Below are 16,736 nucleotides of genomic sequence, written 5' to 3'. Positions count from 1 at the left end.
CCCTGAGTCATTCAGTAGCGGGGACAGGATTTGAACCTGCGACCTCTGGGTTATGAGCCCAGCGAGCTACCGAGCTGCTCCACCCCGCGTCGGTAAACCCAACTGTACGGGGACGCGGCCAACAGATGCAAATCGCTTAACGAACGGCACTCAGGCCGAGAGTTCCTCGGCCAGCGCGTCGCGCAGCCGGGCCGCCCGCTCCGAGACCTCGGCCGGGCCGAGTTCCATGGCCCGCACGCACCACTTCTGCCCCTCCGCCAGGTCCCCGTGCCGCGCCGCCAGCAGCCCCAGCCGCAGCGCCGCCCGGCCGTGCCCGGCCACCGCCGCCCGGGTCCACCACAGGGCCGCCTCCGGCTCGTTCCCCTCGCGGGCCAGCAGCAGCCCCAGGTTGAACGCCCCGTTGCGGGAACCGGCCTCCGCCGCCTCCCGGTACCACCGCGCCGCGACCCCCAGGTCGCCCCGGGCGGCGGCCAGCATCCCGACCCGGACCTGCGCCCGCCGGTGCCCCTGCTCGGCGGCCCGCTCGTACCACTCCTCACTCTCGGTCCGCGCGGCGCCGCCCACCGGCTCGCCCAGCGCCACCGGCTCCGGCGGCGGGGCCAGCGACTCCAGCAGCGAGGCCAGCCGGAACGCCGCCTCCGCGCTGCCGCCGCCGGCCGCGCACCGCAGGTGCCGCTCCGCGGCCCGCTCCTCGCCGTCGCGGACCAGCGCGATCCCGACCTGGAGCGCCGCGTCGGTGTGTCCCGCCGACGCGGCCCGCTCGTACCACTTCAGCGCCGTACGGTCCTCGTCCCGGCTGGCGAAGAGGATGCCGAGGTTGAACGCCGCGTCGACGCTCCCCGCCTCCGCCGCCTTCGAGAACCACGGCTCCGCGCCCGCCGCGTCCCCGCCCTGGAGCAGCAGGATCGCCAGCGCGTTGGCCGCCTCGCGGTGCCCCGCGTACGCCGCGCGCCGGTACCACTGCTCGGCCTGCGCGGTCCGCTCCTGCGCGGCGCACAGCAGCGCGAGGTTGTACGCCCCGTTCTGGTCGCCCGCGTCCATCGCGGCCCGGTACCAGCGCTCGGCGGTCTGGGTCTCGCCGCGCGCCGCGTGCAGCGCGCCCAGGGCGTTCGCCGCGTTGCCGTCGCCGTCCTGGGCCGCCCGGCGCCACCACGCGGCCGCGCTCTCCTCGTCCCCGGCGTCGCGCAGCAGGAAGCCGAGCGCGCACGCCGCCCGCGCCTCGCCCTGCTTGGCGGAGGTCAGGTACCAGCGCCCGGCCTCCTTGAGCTCGCCGCGCGCCTCCAGCAGCGCGCCCAGGTGCAGCGCGGCACGGCGGTGCCCGCGCGCGGCGGCCTGCCGGTACCACTGCTCGGCCTCGGCCGGGTCGCCCTTGCGCAGGTGGCGCGCCAACCGGTACGCGGCCTCGCGGTGCCCCTGTTCGGCGGCGGCCCGGAACCAGCGCTCCACGCCCTTGTCGCCGCGGTGCTCCAGCAGGTCGGCCAGCCCGTACGCGCCCAGCGCGTGGCCGGATTCCGCCGCCTGGCGCATCCAGTACTCGGCGGCCGGCTCGTCCCCGCGCTCGCGGTAGTGACGGCCCAGCGCGTGCGCGGCCGGGGCGGAACCGGCGACGGCGGCGACCCGCCACCAGCCGGCCGCGTCCTCGGGGTAGCCGCGCTGGTGCAGGAGCACGCCCAGGTTGTTCGCGGCGGCACGGTCCCCCTCGGCGGTGGCGCCGCGCAGGTAGGGCTCGGCCCCGGCCAGGTCGCCGCGGCGCAGCAGCAGCGCGCCGAGCACGCTCATGGCACCCGGGTCGCCCTTGTCGGCGGCCACCCGGTGCCGGGCTTCGAGCTCGGCGTCACTCGCCGCGTCCGCCTCAACGAACGCTTCATCCGCGAAATCCGCATCGGTCAGTGCGGTCTGCGCGTTAACGGTCTGAGCCGCCTCCACGGCTCCCGTGCCCGGCTCGGCCTCCGCCCTCACAAACCGCCCTGTCTCCAGCAGAGTTGACCTGTCCCCCATAAATCCCATCGTCGCATCACCTGCTACCCGCGTACACCTGGTATGTCGCAGCCAGTGAGGTCACTACAGCGTTTTGTCGACATGCCCACAGGGAGACAAGTCAAACACGCTCCCGCCCGAACTCACCCGCCCCAGCTACCCCGTAGACATGACGAAGGCCCGGATCCCATGGATCCGGGCCTTCATCTTCAGTAGCGGGGACAGGATTTGAACCTGCGACCTCTGGGTTATGAGCCCAGCGAGCTACCGAGCTGCTCCACCCCGCGTCGGTGAAACCACAGTATCACGACGCGGGACGGAGCCATTACCGCGTCAGCCGCCCGTCTTGGGGGCCGTCGCCTTCGCCTCCGCGTCGATCGCCCGCTCGAGCGCCGCCTTGATCTCGTCCTGGGCCTTGCCGAAGGCCGCCCAGTCGCCGGCCTGACGGGCCTTCTCGGCCGCGTCGATGGCCTTCGCCGCGTCGTCCAGGGCCGCCTTGACGGTCGGGTTCTGCGCGGTCGGCGGAGTGACGGTGCCCTCGCCCGGCGGCTGCTCCGGCGGCACGGGCGTCGTCGGTGCCTCGGCCCCGAAGACCACGTTCAGCGCCTTCTCCAGGGTGTCCTCGAAGGCCGTCTGGCCGCCGTAGGTCACCAGCACCTTGCGCAGCAGCGGGTACTTCAGCCCGGAGCTGCGCACGTACACCGGCTCGACGTAGAGCATCCCGCCTTCGAGCGGCACGGCGAGCAGGTTGCCGTACTCGACCTCGGAGTCGCCACCGCGCAGCAGGCGGATGGACTCGGCGATCTTCGGCTCGGACTGGAACTTGCTCTGCACCTGCTTGGGACCGTCGACCGGCTTGCTCGTCGGCAGCTTCAGGATGCTGATCTTCCCGTAGTCCGGGGTGCCCGGATCCGCGTTGACCGCCATGTAGGCGCTCAGGTTGGGCCGCTCGTTCGGCGTGAACGTCGTGGTGAGCGAGAAGACCTGGCCCTTCTCCTTCTGGCCCGGCATCTTCATCGACAGGTAGTACGGCGGCAGCGCCGTACCCGCCTTGGCCGTCGGGTCGTCCGGGACGGCCCAGGCCTCACTGCCGCTGAGGAACGTCTGCGGGTCCGTGACGTGGTACCGGGTGAGCAGCTCGCGCTGGACCTTGAAGAGGTCCTGCGGGTAGCGCAGGTGGTCCATGAGCGCCTTGGAGATGTCGCCCTTGGGCTTCACCGTGCCCGGGAACGCCTTCATCCAGGTCTTCAGGACCGGGTCCTTGGTGTCCCACTGGTACAGGTTGACCGTGCCGTCGTACGCGTCGACGGTGGCCTTCACCGAGTTCCGGATGTAGTTGACCTGGTTCTCCTGCGCCACCACCGCGCGCTGGCTGTTGGTCAGCGAGTCGGCGGTCGTGTCGCCCAGCGTGGTGCGCGAGGCGTACGGGTAGCCGTTGGTGGTCGTGTACGCGTCGACGATCCAGACGACCTTCTTGTCGATGACGGCCGGGTACGGCGCGCCGTCGATGGTCAGCCACGGCGCGACGGCCTCGACGCGCTCCTTGGGCGTGCGGTTGTACAGGATCCGCGAGCCCTCGCCGATGGCGCCCGAGTACAGGATCTGCGGCTCGCTGAAGGCGAGCGCGTAGGCGGCCCGGTTGACCGGGTTGTCCAGGTTGACGCCGGACTTGCCCTGGTAGCTCGTCTCCTTCTCGCCGTTGTCGTCGGAGTAGTCGAGCTCCTTCTGCGGCCCGCCGACGATCGAGTACTGCTTCGTCTGCTCGCCGTAGTAGATGCGCTGCTGGAAGTCCGTGCCGAACATCCCCTTGGAGGGGAGGTCGGACTGGGTGAAGTCCGGGGCGCCCTGGTCACCGACGGTGGTGCCCTTGGCCGCGACCACGCCGTAGCCGTGCGTGTACTTGAAGTGGTCGTTGATCCAGTTGTTCTTCGGGATGCCGCCGATGTTCAGCTCGCGCAGCCCGATGACCGTGTCCTGGCCGCTGTACCGGTCCACGGCGAGCGTGGACGGGAAGCCGTAGTAGCCCTTGACCTGCTGGAGCTGCTGGAAGGCCGGGGAGACGATGTTCGGGTCGAGGAGGCGGACGCTGGCCGTGCTGTCGGCCGCCTGCCGCAGCTTGGCCTTGTCGTCCGTCTGCGGAACGCCCGGGTAGTCCGAGACCTCGGACCCGGCGATCCCGTAGGCGTCGCGCGTCGCCTTGATGTTCTTCTCGACGTACGGCGATTCCTTGGCCTGCTCGTTCGGCTGGACCTGGAACTTCTGCACGATCGCCGGGTACAGCCCGCCGATCAGGATCGCCGAGAGCACCATCAGGCCGAAACCGATCACGGGGAGCTGCCAGGTGCGGCGCCACAGCGTCGCGAAGAACAGCACCGCGCAGATCGCGGCGATCGCGACGAGGATCGTCTTGGCCGGCAGGTACGCGTTGGCGTCGACGTACCGCAGACCGGTCCAGTTGTCGGCGGCCTTGAAGTCGCTCGACTTCACCGCGAGCCCGTACCGGTCGAGCCAGTACGCGATCGCCTTGAAGGTGACGAAGAGGCCGAGCAGCACCGACAGGTGCCCGGTCGCGGCGGCGGTGGCCCGGGCGCCCGGGCTGGTCACGCGCAGTCCGCCGTACAGGTAGTGCACGACGGCGGCGGCGATCACCGACAGGACGACGGCCGCGAAGCCGAAGCCGAGCAGGAAGCGGTACCAGGGCAGGTCGAACGTGTAGAACGACACGTCCATGTTGAACTGGGGGTCCTTCGTGCCGAAGGGCACCCCGTTCACGTACATCAGCCAGGTCTTCCACTGGCCCGCCGCCGAGGCGCCCGCGATCATGCCGACGAGCGCGGCGATGCCCAGGAGCAGCCACTTCTTGTACGGCGCGATGCTCATCCGGTAGCGGTCGAGGCTCTGCTGCTCCATCGACATCGCGCTGAGCGGCGGCCGCAGCCGGTACGCCAGCCAGATGTTGAAGCCCACGGCACCCGCCATCAGCAGGCCGAAGACGGCGAACAGGCCGACCTTGGTCCACAGGGTGGTGGTGAACACGACGGAGTACTTGACGGAACGGAACCAGAGCCAGTCCGTCCAGAAGCCCGCGAACATGATGAACGCCATGGCCAGGACGGCCAGGACGCCCAAGGTCATCAGTAGAGTGCGGGCGCGCCGGGAGGGGCGGCCGACTCTCATCCGTGGCCCCGAAGGGCCTCCGCCGCGGTCCGGCATCTGGAAAGCCAAGGTGCGCACCTCTGAAAGTCGCTGGGTCTGGTAATCAACGGGGCCCCCGATCGTAGAGCCCACTCATTGAACTTACTGAGGCTTTAGTCAGTTCCCGGTATCCGTCGGAAAGGAGGCAGGATGTTGTCCATGTCCAACGTTTCGCCTTCCCCCGGCACTCCCATGGCGGCCAGTCCGCTCACGCGTGCCTGCCTCGAAATCGACGAGTACGCGGCCGGCCTCGGCTGGGACCAGCCCGCCCGGCTGTTCGCCCTCGTCGACACCGCGAAGCTCCGCAAGCAGGAGCCCCGCCTCGCGAGCCAGCTCGGCCTCGACCAGGACGACACCGGCAAGACCTCCCTCACCCCGATCGAGCAGGACAAGCTGCCGGCCGGGACCGCCCTCGACAAGTTCCTGGGCACGATCCAGTGGCCCCCGTCGGTCGCCGGCTGCGCGCTGACGGTGGAGCGGCTGATGCTGCCGCCGTCGGCGGAGGCCTCCGTGCCGGAGGGGCTGACCGACAAGCAGCTCGCGAAGTGGGTCGCCGGGCACCCGGAGCGGCAGGAGGTACGGCTGACCGTGGCCGTCCTGCGCGACGGGTCGCGCGAGTCGGCCGTCCGGCTGCGCGAGAAGGACTCCTCGACCGAGGTCCTCACCGGCGGGGGCCTGGTGCCCGGGCTGGCGGAGGCGCTGGCCGCGACCTTCTCGTAGGGCAGTACGGGGGCCGGTCAGGGCTTGTCGCAGCGCGGCAGCCCTGCCTTGTCCCCCTTGCTGATCTTCTCCAGCGCCTTCGTGGCGTCGTCGATGGTGGAGACCTTCACCAGGGTGAGGCCGTCCGGCACGTTCGAGGCGGCGGAGGCGCAGTTCTCGGCCGGGGTCAGGAAGTACTCGGCGCCGGCCTGGCGGGCGCCGATGGTCTTCATCTGGATGCCGCCGATCGGGCCGACCTTGCCCGCGTCGTCGATGGTGCCCGTACCCGCGATGAACTTCCCGCCGGTCAGGTCCTCGGGGGTGAGCTTGTCGACGATGCCGAGGGCGAACATCAGGCCGGCGCTCGGTCCGCCGACGTCCGCGAGCTTGATGTCGACCGTGAACGGGAAGGTGTGGTCGGTCCCGGCCCTGATGCCGACGACGGCGTGGCCGTCGCCCTCCGCCTTGCCCGCGGTGATCGTGACCTTGTCCGGGCTGCCGGGCTCGCGGTTCGCGCGCTCGGCCTCGGCCGCCTCGGCGGCGGGCACGATCGTGAACTCGACGGGCTCGCCGGGCTTGTGCTTGGTGACCAGCTTGGCGACGTCGCCGGGTTCCTTCACCGGGGTGCCGTCCACGGCCTGGATCACGTCGCCGGCGTGCAGCTTGCCCTCGGACGGGCTGGCCTTGACGACGGAGGAGACGACGACGCGGGCGGTCACCGGGATGCCGAGCTGCTTGAGGGCCGCCACCTTGGCGCTCTCCTGCGACTGGCTGAACTCCTCGGCGTTCTCCTGCGTGGATTCCTTGTCCGTCTTGCCGTTCGGGTACAGGTTGTCGTGCGGCACGACGATGTTGTCCCCGGCCAGCCAGCCGTACGCCGCTTCCAGCAGGTTCATGTCGTAGTCCGCGCCCGTGACGCGGACCGTGGTCATGTTGAGGTGCCCGGTGGTGGGGTACGTCTTGCGCCCCGAGATGCTCAGTACGGGCTCGCCGCGCGAGTCCCCGAGGGTGTTCACGGTCGGACCCGGGCTCATCTCGGAGTACGGGACCTTGAAGAACACCCCTGCGCAGAGCAACGCGAACAGCATGAGGGTGGAGGCGAGCATCGTCGCAGTGCGGCGTGGCATGGATCGACAGTACGGGACGGCCCTGGCGGGCGGCCCGTGGGGCCGGTCCGTACGGGCTCCGTACGGGCTCCGTACGCGCGGGCTCCGCGCGTTCTCAGCGGATTCTCACCGGCGCGCACCCGGGACGCTCAGACGGCGTCGGAACCGGAATGCGCCTTCCCCCATGCCTCGGACCGGTCCGCCCGGTCCATGGCCTCACGGAAGCGTGCGTAGCCCGCGAGTTCGGATATGTCACCTTGCGTGCGGTCGCGTGCCGCCCAGCTGCCCCATATCGCCGCTCCGATCGCGGCGAAAAGCGGAATCAGCAACCACGCCAGAGACGCCATCGGCCTGCCTCCCTACCCCGAAAAGTACCTGTCGTCGGTGGCTTCAACGCTCGTGCCCGGGAAGGGGTTACGCAAATCGGGGGCGTGTTGCACGGCCGAACGGGTGCGACGGTACCCCCTTGCGGGGGAGACCCCGCGGGCGGGGGCTCCCCGCGGCTCAGCAGGCCCCGACCCACTCCTCGGTGCCGTCGGAGAACATCTGGTGCTTCCAGATCGGCACGTCGTGCTTGAGGTCGTCGATCAGCATCCGGCACGCCTCGAAGGCCTCCCCGCGGTGCGGGCAGGACACGGCGACGACGACCGCCAGGTCGCCGACGGCCAGGTCGCCGATCCGGTGCACGGCCGCCAGGGCGCGGACCGGGTACTTCGCCACGACGCGCTCGGCGACGCGGCGCATCTCCGCCTCGGCGGAGGGGTGGCACGAGTAGCCGAGCGCGTCGACGTCGGCCCCGCCGTCGTGGTTGCGCACCGTGCCGACGAAGAGCGTCGTACCGCCCGTCGAGTCGTCGCCCACGGCCTGGAAGACCTCGTCGAGCGAGAGCGGGGTCTCGCGGATTTCGAGCAGCCTGATGGGGTCCTGGGCGGCCTGCTCGCCGGGGTGGTCGAAGTGCGGTGCCATACAGCCATCGTGCACCACCGGTCTCATCCAGCGATATAGCCGATTCGACCGGGTGTACGACCTGCGGTTATGGAGCCTCCTACAGACTTTTCGGGGTACGAGTGCGCGCCGGGCCCGCCCGGCCGGGTCAGATGCCGCGGCGGCGGCGGGCCCGGCGGACCGCTGCGGCGGCGCCGAGGAGCGCGACCGTGGCGCCCGCCGCACCGGCGGCCGTGGCGGCGTCCTTGCGGCCCAGGCGGCGGCCGGCGACCGTGTGGCGGCCCGCGACCTCCTGGAGGAGCTCGGCCAGGACCTCCTCGTTCGTCCAGCGGGGCCGCCAGCCGGCCGCGTGCAGCCCGCTCACGCTGACCACCCACGGGTGCATCGTGTACGCGAGGTCCCCGGCCGGGGACGGGGTCAGGCCGATCCGGTGCAGCCGGGCGGCCGCGCCCAGCGCCACCGCCGACGGGAGCTCCATGCGGCGGATGCCGCTCAGCTCCTCGACCTCCTCCTGCTCCAGCCAGCCCTCGCAGCCCACCGCGAGCTCGCCCTCGACCTTCTCCAGCGCCGCGTACTCCAGGGCGCTGACCAGGTCCTCCACGTGGCAGAACTGCCAGGTCGGCCGGGATCCGGCCACCACGAGCAGGCGGGGCGACTCGAAGTACCGGGTCAGCGCCGTGTCCGTACCTCCGACCAGGACCGCCGGGCGGATCACCGTGACGTTCAGGCCCGGGTGCGCGCGCGGCGCCCGCCGGCCCAGCCGCTCGATCTCCAGGAGGTCGGCCAGGCCGGTCGCCTCGGCCGTCGCGCGGAGCTCGGAGTCCTCCGAGAGCGGGATGTCGTTGTCCGGCAGGGCCCCGTAGACCATCGCCGAGGTGCACAGCACGACCCGGTGCACGCCTGCCGCCGCGGCGGCGGTCAGGACGGTCTGGGTCCCGCGCACGTTGTACGCCGTACGGGCCGCCGGGTCCGTCTCCAGGTCGAGGTCCAGCGCGAGGTGGACCACCACGTCCGCGCCGCGCAGCTTCTCGGCGATCGCGGGGTCCCGTACGTCCAGGACGTGCCACTGCGCCTCGGCACAGTCGCCCCGGCGCTCGTCGATCGCGACGACCGCCTTGACCTCCTCCGAGGCGACCAGCCTGCTCACCAGGGCAGCGCCGACACCGCCCGCGGCGCCCGTGACGGCGATGACGGGGCCTCGCCGCGACGCTCCGGCCGGATTTCGCGGCTGGCGAACGACCTGGGCGCCGTCGCCGGGCTCAGGGCTGATTTCGGCGTCGTGCGGCCCGTGGCCGTGCTTGTCCGGGCCGCGCTTGTCCAACGCATGCGGATCTGGGGAACTCACCAGGCGTCTCCAGCGGTTGTCTTCAGTAGGGGACGCGCCGTGACGCGTACCTACCAGGTGATGTCCATCCTGCCGCAGCCCAGGACCCGGCGGAGCACCGAGCCCCGAAGCGGGTGTGGTGTCTACGCTGGGTGGTGTTGCAGGACCATTGCCCGTCGGCACCCGCCGGCGGCCCTACGAGCCGAGGAAACCCGTGAGCGACACCCCATTCGGATTCGGCCTTCCGCCGGAGGAGCCGGAGAACGGCGACGAGGGCAAGAAGAAGGGCAACCAGGGCGGTCAGGGCGGCCCGAATCCGTTCGGCTTCGCCGGGGGGATGGGGCTGCCGGGCGGCGCGGGCGGCCCCGGCGGCCCCGGCGGCGCGGACAACCCGTTCGCCGCGATGTTCGGCTCGATGAACCCGAACGACCTCGGCGCCGCCTTCCAGCAGCTCGGCCAGATGCTCAGCTACGAGGGCGGTCCCGTGAACTGGGACATGGCCAAGGACATCGCCCGCCAGACCGTCGCCCAGGGCACGCAGGACGGCGTGAAGGACGCCAGCGTCGGCGCCGTCGAGAAGTCCGCCGTCGAGGAGGCCGTCCGCCTGGCCGACCACTGGCTGGACGGGGTGACCTCGCTGCCGTCCGGTGCCACCACCGCCGTGGCGTGGAGCCGCGCGGAGTGGGTCGAGGCGACCCTGCCGGTGTGGAAGGAGCTCGTCGACCCGGTCGCCGAGCGCGTCGGCGCGGCCATGGGCGGCGTGCTGCCCGAGGAGATGCAGGCCATGGCGGGCCCGCTGCTCGGCATGATGCGCTCCATGGGCGGCGCCATGTTCGGCCAGCAGATCGGCCAGGCCGTGGGCGTGCTCGCGGGCGAGGTCGTCGGCTCGACGGACGTCGGGCTGCCGCTCGGTCCGGCGGGCAAGGCGGCGCTGCTGCCGCTGAACATCGCGAGCTTCGGCAAGGACCTCGGCGTGCCCGCCGAGGAGGTGCGGCTGTACCTGGCGCTGCGCGAGGCCGCGCACGCCCGGCTCTTCGCGCACGTGCCGTGGCTGCGCTCGCACCTGTTCGGCGCCGTCGAGGGCTACGCCCGCGGCATCAAGGTCGACACCTCGAAGCTGGAGGACGTGGTCGGCCAGCTCGACCCGTCGAACCCGGAGCAGCTCCAGGAGGCGCTCCAGGGCGGCATGTTCCAGCCGCAGGACACCCCGGAGCAGAAGGCCGCCCTGGCCCGCCTGGAGACGGCGCTCGCGCTGGTCGAGGGCTGGGTGGACGCGGTCGTGCACGAGGCGGCCAAGCCGCGGCTGGGCTCGGCGGACGCCATGCGCGAGACGATGCGCAGGCGGCGCGCCTCGGGCGGCCCGGCGGAGCAGACCTTCGCCACCCTGATCGGCCTGGAGCTGCGGCCGCGCCGGCTGCGGGACGCCTCGCGGCTGTGGGCCTCGCTCACCGACGCGCGCGGCGTGGACGGCCGCGACGGGCTCTGGGAGCACCCGGACATGCTGCCGACGGCTTCCGACCTGGACGACCCGGACGGGTTCGTGCACCGCGAGCAGCTCGACTTCTCGGAGATCGACAAGATGCTCGGCGAGGCCGCGCAGAAGCGCGACGAGGACGGCGACGAGAAGAAGTGAGCCTCTACGACGACACCGTCCTGGTCCTGGAGAAGTACGAGGGCCAAGACGAGCAGCAGAGCACCCTGCGGGACGTCTACCTGGAGCACCTCGCCGAGCATCCGGACGGGGTCTACAAGCCCTGCCGGGCCGGGCACGTCACGGGCAGCGCGCTGGTCATCGACCCGGCGCGCGGCCGGGTGCTGCTGACCCTGCACAAGAAGCTCGGCATCTGGCTGCAGATGGGCGGGCACTGCGAGCCCGATGACGCGACGCTGGCCGGGGCCGCGCTGCGCGAGGCCGTCGAGGAGTCGGGCATCGCGTCCGGGCTGAGCCTGCTGCCGGGCGGGCCGGTGCGGCTGGACCGGCATCCGATCCCGGCCCCGTGCAACTGGCACCTGGACGTGCAGTACGCGGCGCTGGCTCCGGCCGACGCGGTCGCGGAGATCAGCGAGGAGTCGCTGGACCTGCGCTGGTTCGCCTACGCGGAGGTGGCCGAGGTGGCCGACACCTCGGTGGTGCGGCTGCTGGAGGCGACGCTGGCCAGGCTCTGAGGGACCGGGTCGGCGAAGGCCGGAGGAGTGGACGGAAGGGGCGTCCCCGCATCGGCGGGAGCGCCCCTTCCAGCTGTTCTCGTAGAGGAATCGGTGTTCGTCAGTTCCAGGCGTTGTTCTGGTTCTGGGCGTGGGATCCGTGCTGCCCCATGCCGAACTGGGCGGCGACGCCCTGGCCGAGCTGGGCGTTCTGCGGCGGCAGCGCCTCGCTGGGCTGCACCAGCGCGTAGCCGGTGCCGAGGAAGCTCAGCTCCCAGCCCTCGCCGGTGTTGCCGCGTCGCCGCCAGACGCCGGTGGAGTGCGTCTGGGCCTGCATCTGCACCCGGAGCGAGGTCGACCAGGCGACGATCGCGTCCGCGTCGGCGTTGACGTACTTGTCGGGCGTGACCTGCATCATCAGCGGCTGCCCGGAGGTCATCAGGGCGACCTTGCCGCGGCCGGAGATGTTGAGCTGGTACTTGCCGGACCCGGAGATCCCGTACTGGCTGTCCACCGCGATGACCTCGGTGTGCAGGGTGGAGTCCAGGGCGAGGACGTAGCTGCTGTCGACCGTCAGGCCGTCCTGGTCGACGTCGACGACGTGCACGTACTGGGCGAGGTTGGCCAGGTAGACCGTGCCCTGCCCGGAGCAGCGCATCAGGTCGAGGCCCTCGCCGGTGCGGCGGCGGGCGTTTCGCTGGTTGCCGCTCTGGTACTCGCCGTCGAAGTCGATGATGCCCTGGTAGGCGACCATCGCGCCCTTGCGGGCGAGTACGTCGTCGGAGCCGGTCAGCGAGACCCGCAGGAGCTGCGGGTTCTGGACGGTGTACCGCTCCTGGGACTGCGCCTCGGCATGGGCGAAAAGTGAGCTCTGCATGATGTGCCTTCTCCCCCTCAGCCCCGGGCCCGGAGCCGGTCGGTGCTGTCCTCGCTGGGCTGTACGACGACGATGCCCTGGCCGGAGAAGGCCATCTGGTAGGCCTCCCCGCTGCCCCGGCCGATCATCGACGAGGCCTTGAAGCTGCGCTTGCCCTTGACCTTGAGGTTCGGCGACCAGGCGACGAGCGCGTCCGGGTCGACGTACGTCTCGTCCTCGCCGCGGCCGCAGTCGACCACGATCGGGGTGCCGCGGGAGGTGATGGCGACCCAGCCGGTGCCGGCGATCTGCACGTTGAACAGGCCCTGGCCGGCGAACTTGGCCATGCCCTTGACGCGCTCGACGCCCCACTGGAGGTGCGCGTCGAAGGCGAGCACGTTGGTGCCGTTGACGGACAGCGCGTCGTTGTTCAGGTTGATGACGACGACGTCCGCGCCGTAGTCGGCCAGGTAGAGCAGGCCGTCTCCGGTGCACTTCATCAGCGGTGCGCCTTCGCCGGTGAGCCACTGCGAGGCCATCTGGCGGACGGCGGGCGGGTTCGGCTCGTACTGGACGAAGCCCTCGTACGCGACCATCGAGCCGGTGCGCGCGAAGAGGTCCTGGCCGCTCTGCATGGCGACCTTGAGCATGGCCCGGCCGTGGTTCTCCATGCGGGCCGTGACGGGGGTCGGGGCGTAGCCCGCGAGCTGCTGGTTCATTGCGTTCATGACGGGCTCCCTCAGACCTCGTACGGCTGGACGACGATGAAGTTGCCGGGCGCGCCGCGGAACTGGAGGTTCACGGTCTCCCCGCTGTGGCCGGGGTAGGCGTTGCGCCGCAGCCGGACCTGGCTGGAGATGATCACCTGCGAGGCGGCGGACCAGGCGACGATGGCGTTGCTGTCGGCGAAGGTCGTCGGGGTGACGGGCAGGACTACGGGCACGCCCTGCGTCTTGACGATCACCGTGCCGGAGCCCTGGAACTGCATGGTGAACAGGGCGCCGCCCGGGATGCCGTGGCCCTCGATGCGGCGGACCTCGTGCTGGAGCGACTCGTCGAAGGCGAGCACGTTCTCGGCGGAGACGCAGATCCCGTCGCCCTGGAGCTCGATGGCGTGCAGGTGGGCGCCGGTCTCGGCGAGGAAGACCTGGCCGCGGCCGGTGCAGCGCATCAGCTGCATCTCCTGGCCGGTGGCGTTGCCGACGATGCGGCCGGCGAAGCCCGCGCCCTTGTAGCTGAAGTCGACCTTGCCCTGGTACAGGACCATGCTGCCCTGGCGGGCGAGGACGGCCTGGCCGCCCATCGCGAGGTCTACCCGCATGAGCTGCTGGTTCTGCGGGGTCCAGCGGGCGCCGGTGGGGGCTTCCTTGTACGGCTGGAGGGCGGCGGCGAGGCCGGCTCCGGCGGCGTGCTGGGGCTGCTGACCGTACGGGGGCTGCTGCTGGCCGCCGTAGCCGGGCTGCTGGCCGTACGCGGGCGGCTGCTGGCCGGGGACCTGGCCGGGAGCCTGGCCCGGGACCTGGCCGTACGAGGGCTGCTGCCCGTAGGGCGCGGGGGCCGGGGCGGGCGGGGGCACCTGGCCGCCGTAACCGGGCTGCCGGCCCGGGACCTGCCCGTACGAAGGGGGTCCGGGCTGCTGCGGGGGGTGGGGCGGCTGGCCGTACGGGGCGGCGGGCGGCGTGGTGAGCGGCCCGACCATGGTGGGGGCCGAGTGCACCGGCTGCTGCTGCGGGGCGGCGGGCTGCGGCGGGCTGCCGAACGCCGGCGCGGGGGCCGCCGGGGCGGGTGCGGGTGCCTGGGCGGGGGCGCCGAAGGCGGGCGCGGGCGCCGGGGCGGCGGCCTGCGGCGGCGGGGCGAACCCGGGCGCGCCGGCGGCCTGGGCCGGGACCTGCTGCTCCGGCTCCGCCTCCTCGGCGACCTCGCCGCCGAAGTTCTTCAGGAGCGCGGCGAGTCCGCCGTCGAAGCCCTGGCCGACGGCGGCGAAGCGCCACACGTCCTTGAGGTAGAAGTCGCCGATCATCAGCGCGCGCTCGGTGCTGAACTCCGCGCCCGTGAAGGAGTAGCGGACGACTTCCTCGCCGCCGGCCACGATCCGGATGTAGCCCGGGCCGATCTGCGACATCTGGCCGGCGCCGTCGATCGACGCGGTGAAGGACAGCCGGTGAATGCCCGCCGGAATCCGGTCGAGGGTCACCCGGAAGGATTCGCTGTCGCCGGCCTGCGCGCCGAGCTGCTGAATGGACTCTTCCGGAGACTTCGGCTGGTTGTAGAAGACGAAGTAACGGTCGTCCGACAGCTGCTCATTCGCGTCGAGCCCGAAACAGCTGATATCGAAGGCGAGTCCGGGCCCGGTGATCGACACGCCCACGTACAGGTCGGTGCCCGCCGTCAGATCGCTGATCTTGGCCTTGTGACCTCGTTGGAATTCCCTGGCCATACGTAACGACCGTCCCCCATCCCGACTGTGAATACGTGCCGCCCAGGCTAACGGCTCCTGCCGACATCCGGCCAAGTCGGTACCGACCCGGTACACATCACGTTGCGTGACGTGAGGTCATTCCTCCCGGGCGGCGGGCACCTTGGGCAGGCGCTCGGCGGCGACCACTCCCTCCAGGTAGCCGCGGGCCCGCTCGGTGCGCGGGTAGGCCTCCAGCAGCTCCCAGAAACGCGGGCCGTGACCGGGCACGAGGAGGTGGGCGAGCTCGTGCAGCAGCACGTAGTCGACGACGTACTCCGGCATGCCCTGGAGGCGGTGCGAGAGCCGGATGCTGCCTTCGGCGGGGGTGCAGGAGCCCCAGCGGGTGTTCTGGTTGGTGACCCAGCGCACCGAGCGGGGGCGGGCGCGGCCGCTGAAGTACTGCTCCGACAAACGCTCCGCCCGCTCGGTGAGTTCCGCGTCGCCGAGGGTGCGTTTGCTCTCCTGGGCCGCCAGTTTGTCGAGCATGACGCCCACCCAGCGCTGCTCCTCCGCCTCGGACATCCGGGCAGGGATCAGGACGACCGTCCGGTCACCCTCACGGTAGGCGGATACGGTCCTGCGGCGGCGCGCGCTCCGGCGGACTTCGACGGCGCGCTGCGATGGGTCGGCGGACACGCCACGAAGGTACCCGGTCGTCGCCGCGGAAGTCCCGCCCGTGCGGGCTTCAAGCATGATCGATTCATCGCCCGCACGGGAAACACCCTTTTTCTCCATCTCATATGCCTAATACCCCTTGCCTGTGGACAAATTCCCGCACCGAATGCGGCGGGCGGGCACGCTGCGAGGACGAGCAATTGGGCGCGGCGGTCAGCCGCACTCGTACGAGGGGGAAGTGCGATGTATCCGAAAGTGAAGCCGGCGCTCGCCCGGGCCTGGCGGGATCTGCAGACGGTGCAATTCGGGGTGACGCCCGCCCACGCGGTGGTGCTCGGTCCGGTGGACACGGCGACGGGCTCGCTGATCGACCGGATCGACGGCACGCGGGGGATGGAGCTGCTGCGGTCGGAGGCCGCGGGGATGGGACTTCCGGAAGGGCAGGTGGCGGAGTTGGTGCGGCGGCTGGCGGGAGCCGGGCTGCTCGACGACGCCACGGCGGGCGGTCCGCGGGCCCAGGCCGTGCGGCGCCGGCCGGAGACGCTGGAGCGGCTGGGGCCGGACCTGGCGTCGCTGTCGCTGGTGCGTCCGGAGCCCGGCGGGGACCTCAGGGGGATCGCGGCCCGCCGGGCCTTACGGGTGCAGGTGCGCGGCAGCGGCCGGGTGGGCGCCGTGATCGCCGCCGTCCTGGCGGGAGCGGGGGTCGGCCGGGTCGACGTGCTGGACGGGGGCCGGGTGGAGGCGGCCGACGTGGCGCCGGGCGGGCTGGGACCGGGCAGCGTCGGCCGGCTGCGGGCCGAGGCGGCGGGGGCGCTGGTGCGGGAGTCGGCCCCGGGACGGGCGCCGCGGGCCGGCGAGTGCGGGGGCCCGGAGCCGGGGCCGGCCCTGGTGGTGGTCGCGCCCCGGGACGGGCTGCACGCCTGGGCCCCGGATCCGGGCGTCGCGGCCGACTGGATCGCCGCGGGCACCCCGCATCTGTACGCGGGGGTGCTGGAGGGCACCGGCCTGGTGGGCCCGCTGGTGCTCCCGGGTGCCACGGCGTGCGCGGGGTGCATGGAGCGCGACCGGGTCGGCCGGGACCCGGCCTGGCCCCGGATGCTGGTCCAGTGGCGCTCGGCGCACCGCCGCCGCACCGCGGCCGCATGTGACCTGGGCCTTTCCACGTCGGTGGCGGGGCTGGCCGCGGCACATGCCCTGTCCTTCCTCGACGGGGAGCTGCCCGCCTCGACCGGCACCCGCTGGGAGGCCTCCCTCCCCGCCCTGCACTGGCAGCCCTCGCCGGTCCGCGCCCACCCGCAGTGCCCGTGCGCGGCGGCCGACGCGGCCGCCGGCGCGGCGCAAGCGGCGGAGTCGGGATCGGCCTCGGGCTCCGGGAGGGCGCCATGACACGATGCTTGTCGTCCGGGAGTCACCTCG

14 protein-coding genes and 2 tRNA genes are annotated in these 16,736 nt (G+C 72.0%); 4 read left to right on the top strand and 12 right to left on the bottom strand.

Annotated elements, in window-relative coordinates; translation table 11 throughout:
- Window positions 1-15 precede the first annotated feature (15 nt).
- The 4 genes from OG982_RS20130 to OG982_RS20115 form a co-directional block, all read right to left on the bottom strand.
- Window positions 16-89: transfer RNA gene (locus OG982_RS20130), tRNA-Met, on the bottom strand.
- 61 nt (window positions 90-150) lie between these two features.
- A complete protein-coding gene (locus tag OG982_RS20125; protein WP_266784773.1) occupies window positions 151-2,007 on the bottom strand; it encodes a tetratricopeptide repeat protein in 1,857 nt (618 codons plus the stop codon).
- A gap of 183 nt (window positions 2,008-2,190) precedes the next feature.
- Window positions 2,191-2,264, bottom strand: a tRNA-Met gene (locus tag OG982_RS20120).
- Between the two features lie 46 nt (window positions 2,265-2,310).
- Window positions 2,311-5,190, bottom strand: a complete 2,880-nt coding sequence (locus OG982_RS20115; RefSeq protein ID WP_266791829.1) for a UPF0182 family protein — start codon at window positions 5,188-5,190, stop codon at window positions 2,311-2,313.
- Between the two features lie 132 nt (window positions 5,191-5,322).
- Here OG982_RS20115 and OG982_RS20110 point away from each other — a divergent pair, with 132 nt between their 5' ends.
- On the top strand, window positions 5,323-5,892 hold the full coding sequence (locus OG982_RS20110; protein WP_266784775.1) for a PPA1309 family protein: 570 nt from the start codon (window positions 5,323-5,325) through the stop codon (window positions 5,890-5,892).
- Window positions 5,893-5,909: 17 nt separating this feature from the next.
- Here the strand turns inward: OG982_RS20110 and OG982_RS20105 are convergent, their stop codons facing one another.
- From OG982_RS20105 to OG982_RS20090, 4 genes are all read right to left on the bottom strand, one after another.
- Window positions 5,910-6,998: a PDZ domain-containing protein gene (locus tag OG982_RS20105; protein ID WP_266784777.1), complete on the bottom strand. Its 1,089-nt coding sequence runs from the start codon at window positions 6,996-6,998 to the stop codon at window positions 5,910-5,912.
- Window positions 6,999-7,126: 128 nt separating this feature from the next.
- The gene (locus OG982_RS20100; RefSeq protein WP_266784779.1) at window positions 7,127-7,324 is read right to left on the bottom strand and encodes a hypothetical protein; all 198 of its coding nucleotides are present in this window, start codon (window positions 7,322-7,324) and stop codon (window positions 7,127-7,129) included.
- 157 nt (window positions 7,325-7,481) lie between these two features.
- Window positions 7,482-7,943, bottom strand: coding sequence for a molybdenum cofactor biosynthesis protein MoaE (locus OG982_RS20095; RefSeq protein ID WP_266948999.1), 462 nt, complete (start codon window positions 7,941-7,943; stop codon window positions 7,482-7,484).
- 127 nt (window positions 7,944-8,070) lie between these two features.
- Window positions 8,071-9,192, bottom strand: coding sequence for an SDR family oxidoreductase (locus tag OG982_RS20090; protein ID WP_266791831.1), 1,122 nt, complete (start codon window positions 9,190-9,192; stop codon window positions 8,071-8,073).
- Between the two features lie 268 nt (window positions 9,193-9,460).
- Between OG982_RS20090 and OG982_RS20085 the strand changes: the two genes are divergently transcribed.
- Window positions 9,461-10,879 carry a zinc-dependent metalloprotease gene (locus OG982_RS20085; protein ID WP_266784783.1) on the top strand — a complete coding sequence of 473 codons (1,419 nt, stop codon included), beginning with the start codon at window positions 9,461-9,463 and terminating at the stop codon, window positions 10,877-10,879.
- The gene (locus OG982_RS20080) at window positions 10,876-11,412 is read left to right on the top strand and encodes an NUDIX hydrolase (RefSeq protein WP_266784785.1); all 537 of its coding nucleotides are present in this window, start codon (window positions 10,876-10,878) and stop codon (window positions 11,410-11,412) included. Before OG982_RS20085 ends, OG982_RS20080 begins: the two co-directional genes overlap by 4 nt.
- Before the next feature lie 100 nt (window positions 11,413-11,512).
- Here OG982_RS20080 and OG982_RS20075 read toward each other — a convergent pair whose 3' ends face one another.
- From OG982_RS20075 to OG982_RS20060, 4 genes are all read right to left on the bottom strand, one after another.
- Entirely contained in the window at window positions 11,513-12,268 is a 756-nt protein-coding gene (locus OG982_RS20075; protein ID WP_266784787.1) for an AIM24 family protein, read from the bottom strand.
- A 17-nt stretch (window positions 12,269-12,285) separates the two neighbouring features.
- Window positions 12,286-12,966: an AIM24 family protein gene (locus OG982_RS20070; protein ID WP_266791833.1), complete on the bottom strand. Its 681-nt coding sequence runs from the start codon at window positions 12,964-12,966 to the stop codon at window positions 12,286-12,288.
- Window positions 12,967-12,986: 20 nt separating this feature from the next.
- The gene (locus OG982_RS20065; RefSeq protein ID WP_266784789.1) at window positions 12,987-14,684 is read right to left on the bottom strand and encodes a TerD family protein; all 1,698 of its coding nucleotides are present in this window, start codon (window positions 14,682-14,684) and stop codon (window positions 12,987-12,989) included.
- 117 nt (window positions 14,685-14,801) lie between these two features.
- Entirely contained in the window at window positions 14,802-15,341 is a 540-nt protein-coding gene (locus OG982_RS20060) for a M48 family metallopeptidase (RefSeq protein WP_266784791.1), read from the bottom strand.
- A gap of 222 nt (window positions 15,342-15,563) precedes the next feature.
- Between OG982_RS20060 and OG982_RS20055 the strand changes: the two genes are divergently transcribed.
- Window positions 15,564-16,706: a ThiF family adenylyltransferase gene (locus tag OG982_RS20055; protein WP_266784793.1), complete on the top strand. Its 1,143-nt coding sequence runs from the start codon at window positions 15,564-15,566 to the stop codon at window positions 16,704-16,706.
- Window positions 16,707-16,736 lie beyond the last annotated feature (30 nt).

The organism is Streptomyces sp. NBC_01551, from assembly GCF_026339935.1.
Lineage (GTDB): Bacteria > Actinomycetota > Actinomycetes > Streptomycetales > Streptomycetaceae > Streptomyces.
The sequence above is the reverse complement of the archived record's forward strand: the minus strand, read 5'-3'. Positions and strand labels throughout refer to the sequence as shown.

Coding starts and splice junctions, on each gene's coding strand:
- OG982_RS20105 (WP_266784777.1), bottom strand. CDS start 6,998: ATGCCACGCCGCACTGCGACGATGCTCGCCTCCACCCTCATGCTGTTC.
- OG982_RS20070 (WP_266791833.1), bottom strand. CDS start 12,966: ATGAACCAGCAGCTCGCGGGCTACGCCCCGACCCCCGTCACGGCCCGC.
- OG982_RS20100 (WP_266784779.1), bottom strand. CDS start 7,324: ATGGCGTCTCTGGCGTGGTTGCTGATTCCGCTTTTCGCCGCGATCGGA.
- OG982_RS20095 (WP_266948999.1), bottom strand. CDS start 7,943: ATGGCACCGCACTTCGACCACCCCGGCGAGCAGGCCGCCCAGGACCCC.
- OG982_RS20115 (WP_266791829.1), bottom strand. CDS start 5,190: ATGCCGGACCGCGGCGGAGGCCCTTCGGGGCCACGGATGAGAGTCGGC.
- OG982_RS20125 (WP_266784773.1), bottom strand. CDS start 2,007: ATGGGATTTATGGGGGACAGGTCAACTCTGCTGGAGACAGGGCGGTTT.
- OG982_RS20065 (WP_266784789.1), bottom strand. CDS start 14,684: ATGGCCAGGGAATTCCAACGAGGTCACAAGGCCAAGATCAGCGATCTG.
- OG982_RS20075 (WP_266784787.1), bottom strand. CDS start 12,268: ATGCAGAGCTCACTTTTCGCCCATGCCGAGGCGCAGTCCCAGGAGCGG.
- OG982_RS20055 (WP_266784793.1), top strand. CDS start 15,564: ATGTATCCGAAAGTGAAGCCGGCGCTCGCCCGGGCCTGGCGGGATCTG.
- OG982_RS20110 (WP_266784775.1), top strand. CDS start 5,323: ATGTTGTCCATGTCCAACGTTTCGCCTTCCCCCGGCACTCCCATGGCG.